5 protein-coding genes are annotated in these 6,650 nt (G+C 42.0%); all 5 read left to right on the forward strand.

All coding sequences use genetic code 11. The features are described 5' to 3' along the window. Positions 1-94 precede the first annotated feature (94 nt). Positions 95-1,432 carry an acetyl-CoA hydrolase/transferase family protein gene (locus BLS20_RS11565; RefSeq protein WP_090174525.1) on the forward strand — a complete coding sequence of 446 codons (1,338 nt, stop codon included), beginning with the start codon at positions 95-97 and terminating at the stop codon, positions 1,430-1,432. Between the two features lie 141 nt (positions 1,433-1,573). Continuing rightward, entirely contained in the window at positions 1,574-2,704 is a 1,131-nt protein-coding gene (fliB, locus tag BLS20_RS11570) for a flagellin lysine-N-methylase (RefSeq protein WP_090174526.1), read from the forward strand. A 29-nt stretch (positions 2,705-2,733) separates the two neighbouring features. Continuing rightward, positions 2,734-3,591: a patatin-like phospholipase family protein gene (locus tag BLS20_RS11575; RefSeq protein ID WP_090174527.1), complete on the forward strand. Its 858-nt coding sequence runs from the start codon at positions 2,734-2,736 to the stop codon at positions 3,589-3,591. Between the two features lie 27 nt (positions 3,592-3,618). Further along, entirely contained in the window at positions 3,619-6,270 is a 2,652-nt protein-coding gene (locus BLS20_RS11580) for an NYN domain-containing protein (protein WP_176762397.1), read from the forward strand. Positions 6,271-6,445: 175 nt separating this feature from the next. Further along, on the forward strand, positions 6,446-6,650 hold a 205-nt coding region (locus BLS20_RS11585; RefSeq protein WP_423230185.1), incomplete at its 3' end, for a hypothetical protein.

Raw genomic sequence — 6,650 nt, forward strand, 5'->3', positions numbered from 1 at the left:
ACCCATAACATTATTCGGCTTGAAACACCATGTGTGATGCACTTATAATAGGGGCATAGGCTAAGCGAATATCTATTTTAAAGGAGAAGGTAATATGAGCGTATACGAAGAATATAAGAAAAAACTTGTATCTGCTGATGAGGCAGTAAAGCTTGTAAAGGACGGAGACTGGGTAGATTATAGCCAGACTTGTACTTTCCCAAAGGCGCTTGATGCAGCACTTGCCAAAAGAAAAGGGGAAGTAAAGGATGTTAAGATTCGTAGTGCGATTTCTATGCAGCCGATTCAGGTTGTAGAACAAGATCCGGAACAGGAAAGTTTTACATTTAATGTATGGCATTGTTCAGGACTTGATCGTAAGTATGTAGATCAGGGAAAGGCGTTTTATACACCAATGCTTTTCCGTTATAATGGCTCTTATTATACAAAAGGATATGCGCCGGTTAATGTTGCAATGCTTACGGTAGCACCAATGGATAAGAATGGTAACTTTAACTTTGGACTGACAAACTGCTGTATGCAGGAAATTGTAGATGCAGCAGACCATATAATTTTGGAAGTAAACGAAACCATGCCGATTATTTACGGCTTGGAAGGCGATCATATCAATATCAAGGATGTTGATTATGTCGTAGAAAATAATGATCCGGTAGGAACAGCACCGGCAGGAGATCCGGGTGAAATCGACCGTCAGATTGCAAATCAAATCTTCCCATATCTGTACGATGGAATTACACTTCAGATTGGAATTGGCGGAATGCCAAATGCACTTGGTGGATTGATTGCAGAATCTGATTTGAAAGATCTTGGTATGCATACAGAGCTGATTTCTGATGGATATTTAAAATTATATCAGTCAGGAAAGCTTACGAATAAGAAAAAGCCAATCAACACAGGAAAGGGCGTATTCTCTATCTGTAACGGTTCAAGAGAATTATATGATTATATGGATCATAATTTTGATATCATGTCAGCGCCGATGTCCTATGTGAATAATCCGGGAACAATCAAAGCATTAGATCATTTTGTTTCGATTAACGGATGTATTAAGGCTGATTTATATGGACAGGTATGTTCTGAAACGGTTGGAACCCGTCATATCTCAGGAACAGGCGGACAGCTTGACTTTGCAACAGGTGCATTAGAGGCGGAACATGGACAGTCATTTTTGGCAATGCCTTCTTCAAGAGTTGGTAAAGATGGGGTACGAGTATCCAATATTATCCCACATTTCACAGGTGGAGATGTGATTACAACACCACGTACCAGTGTTCAGTATATTGCAACTGAGTACGGTTGCGTGAATATGCAAGGTGTACCAACTTGGGAGAGAGCAGAGCGTTTGATTAGTGTTGCGCATCCTGATTTTAGAGATGATTTGATCAAGGCTGCCGAAGAGCAGAAGATTTGGAGAGCATCTAATAAACGTTAATAGCGAAATCCATTTCGATTCTATAATAAGAATAATAAGATTAAGAAAAAAGCTCCGGAGCAGTAACCGGAGTTTTTTTCGTTCTGTGAATGTGCTAAGGATTGGATAGTCGGGATTGCAGATTTGTGATAGGATAGATGCATGAGATTAGTATTTCATGAATTATATGAACAATTTGCGTGTACGGGTAGTGCATGCATCTATAATTGCTGCGGAGGTTGGCAGATTCCTATTGATGATGAGACTTATGTGAATATGCAGCAGCTTACGTGGTATAAAAGTCTTTTTATGACATTGATGACGAAAGAAAACAGACTTGGGATGACCTGTATCCGTGAAATCAATTACAGATGTCCATATGTCACAAAGGATCATTTATGTCGATTTCAAAAGAATGGTAATATGAAACTGATGCCGATTGTTTGCCAGCAATTTCCAAGAAGTGCCATGAAGATGGGAGACAATGTGGAGGTATATTTGATGCTTTCTTGCTGCGAGGCGGCAAAACTACTGTTGCAGGAGCCAAGACGCTTTGATTATGTGGAATTATCCAAAGAGGCTGAGGATGAGATTCAGCAGTGGTGGGCATTTAAAAATGATGATGAGAACCTGTATCATGCGCTTAAAGAAGATGAGAAAATGATGCTGGACCTTGTTTGGGACAAGGAACAGACATTGCCTCAGGCGGTGAGATGTATTTACAAGATGGCTTTTGAAAAGACGATGCGATATGCCAGAGCAGACATGGCAGGAGCGAGGGCGGTGACGCCTGTGAGTGCACCGGTTTATGATGTGCCTGAAATTTCGGGAGAAGGATACGGCTTCTATCCGCTTACATTTTTAAATGATATCATTTACAAAAAGCTTTCGGCGCCAACGATGAGCCGGCGAAATCCGCCATTGTATCGAATGCTGACATCTTACAAGGCGGAGTATGGCAAACTGTCGGAGGCAGAAGGCGAGCAGCTCTTTGCGCAGCGGGCGAGGAAGAGTGTGGCAGAGCATGAGAAGATGTGGAAGGCGTATTATTCGTATCAGTTGCAGCAGCAGTATATGCGTGCCTATGAGGATTATTATGTCTTAGGTCCTGTGCTGATGGCGAATCTGCTGCTGGAATTCTTTTTGTTGTTTTGGACGGTAAGTGAGCCGAAGGATATCGATGAAGCATCGGTGATGATTGCCGGAATTGAAAGGACAATTGGAAATAATGGTCCTTTTTATACGGATATTTTAGAGATGATACGGGAAAGATATTTTACAGATATTAGATAACGATTGATAAGTATTGGAGGATATGAAAAGTGAGTAAGATTGGTTTGGTAGTAGAAGGTGGGGGTATGAAATGCGCCTATAGCGCAGCTGTTTTAGATGCCTTTTTGGAACATGATATTCATTTTGATTATGCGATTGGAGTGTCTGCGGGAAGTGCCAATGTTGCATCTTATTTGAGCGGACAAAAGGGAAGAGCAAGAAGGTTTTATACGGATCATATTTCGGATCCGCTTTATTTTGGGATGAAGAGTTTTTTGAAAACCGGAAATTTATTCAACTTACAATATATATACGGTGAAATATCCGGTTCAGACGGAAAAGATCCAATTGATTATGCAGTGCTAAGTCAAGATCCGACAGAGTATTATGTGGTGGCAACCGATGCGAAGACGGGAACGCCGGTTTATTTTACAAAGGATAAGATGGCGCAGGATGATTATCGTACGATCATGGCATCAAGTGCTATTCCGGCAGCTTGTAAACCTGTGGAAATAGATGGACATAAATATTTTGACGGAGGGGTATCCGATTCGATTCCGGTGCAGCATGCGCTGGATCATGGTTGTGATAAAGTTGTTGTCATTATGTCGAAGATGCGTGATTTTGTGAAGACACCGGAAAAGAATCGTGCGTTATATACATTATTATGTATGAGATATCCGAATATGATTAAAGCATTGAATCATCGTCATATCATGTATGGAAAGTGTCAAAGAAAGGCTTATGAGCTTGAAAAAGAAGGAAAGGCATTTGTATTTGCACCAAGTAAGGCACTGGATATGAGCACTTATGCAATGGATGCTGCGGCAAATCAGAAATTATATGAACTTGGACTTTTGGATTATCGTGAAAATGAGAAAAAACTTCAGGAGTTTTTGCAGGACTAGAATAGAAAACAGATGAGGGCAATGGTCATGAAACATGTTGTAGTAGGGATGCTGGCACATGTAGATGCAGGCAAAACAACACTTACGGAACATCTGCTTTATTCGGCAGGTGCGATTCGGCAAATGGGAAGGGTTGATAAAAAAGATACCCTTCTTGATTATGATGCGATGGAACGGGAGAGGGGAATCACCATATATATCAAGCAGGCGGCGCTGCGACTTGGGGATATGGAGATGACGCTTGTGGATACACCGGGGCATGCGGATCTGTTGTCGGAAACCCAGATGGCGCTCGCGACGCTTGATTATGCGATTTTGATTATCAGCGGCGCAGACGGCGTACAGACAAATACAAAGCAGTTATGGAAACTGCTCGAAGCATATCGGGTGCCGACGATTCTGTTTGTCAATAAGATGGATCAGATTAAAGCAGATAAACAGCGCCTACGAAAGCAGCTTAAAGAGGCATTTGGAGATGGATGCATCGATGTAAAAGGAGCAGATTATTTAGAAGAGGTTGCCACACTTCGCGAGGATGTCTTAGAACAATATCTAGAGAAAGGCGATATTTCAAGGGAGATTCTTAAGGAGCTGATTTTGCAAAGGAAATTCTTTCCGTGCTTTTATGGGAGTGCCCTTCACTCGCAAGGGATCGATGAGTTTATAGAAGGACTTAGGGAATATCTTGTGGAACCGAAAAGGCTTGACACAGATGCGGCGATTGTTTACAAAATTACAAGAGATGAACAGGCAAGAAGATTAACGCATCTTAAGGTCATGGGGGGCGTGATTCGTCCAAAGATGATGCTGATGGGAGAAGATGACGAACCACAAAAAATCGACCAGGTCTTTTCGTTGTTTGGTGAGAAAAAACAGGGAATAGATGAGGCAAAGGCCGGACAATTATGTGCGGTAACAGGCTTAGAAGACAGTTATGTCGGTCAAGGGCTTGGGTGTCAGGATGTGCCTTGGCGGGCACAGATGATGCCGGTAATCTCCAAGCAGATCATATTTGAGGAGCGCGTATCTTTGATGCAGGCATACCAGAGATTGCAGCAGTTGGCAGAGGAAATGCCGCAGCTGCACCTTGAATGGAAAGAAGATACGCAGGAGATTCATGTGCGTTTGCTTGGAAAAGTGCAAGAGGAGATATTAAAATCTCTTTTGCGAGAGCGTTATGGATATGAAGTTACATTTGGACCTGGCCGAATCTTGTATCGCGAGAGCGTGACAAGAGCGGTAATCGGTACCGGTCACTTTGAACCGATTCGGCATTACGCGCAGGTACATCTTCTAATCGAGCCGGCAGAGCGAGGAAGCGGTATGGTAATCGCCTCGAAATGTTCTATAGACGTACTTCCTAGAACTTGGCAGAAGGTGATACTAAATACACTTCGCCAGCCACAAATCGGTGTCCTTACAGGAGCGGTGTTAGATGATGTGAAAGTGACATTGATAAGCGGAAAAGCACATGTAAAGCATTCACAGCCGGGGGATTTTAGAGAGGCCACAATGCGGGCATTGCGACAAGGTCTTATGAAAAATGATAGTATATTGCTAGAACCGATTTATGAATTTGAACTATGCCTGCCGGCAGAGATGATTGGCCGGGCAATGGGCGATTTTGAAAAAATGGGCGGCCGTGTGCAGGCACCGCAAATCGTTGCAGAGCAGGCTTATTTGAAAGGAATGGTTCCGGTGGGAGCATTTGGGGATTATGCGCAGGAAGTACTATCTTATACAAAGGGACAAGGGACTGTGACTTGTGTTCTTGCCGGTTATGAAAAATGCGAAAAGCAGATGGAACTGATTGCAACTTCAGATTATGATCCTAATAAGGATCTTGCGCATCCTTCGGGATCGGTATTTTGCATTCAGGGAAGCACGCAGATGGTGCCGTGGAATGAAGTAGATGAAAAGATACATTTACCGGAGCATTTGCAATCGGAGGATAAGGAAAAGGAAGTTGCCGTAAAGAAAAGCAGTGCTTCTACGCATAAGGTGGATACTTATGCGCAGGAAAAGGAATTAGAGGAACTCTATCAAAGAACATTTGGTATGGCGATGAGAAAAACAGATGATTCTCATCGAAGAAGCAAAGTGATGGTGTCGCAACAGCCACATATAAAGGGGCAAGATCCATTGGCTGGAAAACTTAAAAAAGAAGAGTATCTTCTGGTGGATGGCTATAACGTCATCTTTAGCTGGAGCGAGTTAAATGCTATTGCCAAGGATAATATTGATGGCGCGCGCATGAAACTTATGGAGATCTTAAGTGATTATCAAGGGATTCGTGATGGTTATTTAATTGTTGTCTTTGATGCTTATCGAATCGAAGGGCATGAGGAAGAAGTAATGCGCTATCATAATATTGATGTGGTATATACGAAAGAAGCTGAGACGGCAGATCAATATATCGAAAAGACGGCGCATAGACTTGGAAAAAATCATAACATTCGAGTGGCAACATCAGATGGCCTTGAACAGATTATTATTCGGGGACAGGGATGCAGGCTGACATCTTCAAGAGAATTAAAGGAAGAAATTGAGCGTGCCATGTCGGAAGCAAAAGAAGGGCATAGCCAAAGCAAAGAGCTGGAAAAAAATTATCTTCTTGATTATGCAGATGACAGTACAAAAGAAAAATTAGAGCAAATGCGTCTTGGGAAAAGAAGTTGACAGCTTGAACTGTGGATGATATATTTTTATCAATATAAAAATTCCTATTAATAACGTAGGAGAATAGATAATATGAAGTGACCTCACATTTGTAGCAACGTGGATTTACCTGTATACTACAAGTCGAGAAAGACAAATGGTAACAGGGATTACCGCATACAAAAGGAGGTCACCTATGAATAGAATAATCAAAATCGGTATGGATGTCCATAGTACAAACTATACTTTATGTGCAATGGAGCCGGTAATCGGAGCAGAGGATCGTGTTTTTGCAAACATCCAGGTAACGCCAGACTATAAGAACATCCTTATGTTTATTGAGGAATTAAAACTGAAACTTGGGGTAAGCGATACATATGATATTGAATGCGGATATGAAG

This window comes from Eubacterium oxidoreducens (genome assembly GCF_900104415.1).
In the GTDB taxonomy this organism is placed as follows: Bacteria; Bacillota; Clostridia; order Lachnospirales; family Lachnospiraceae; genus Eubacterium_C; species Eubacterium_C oxidoreducens.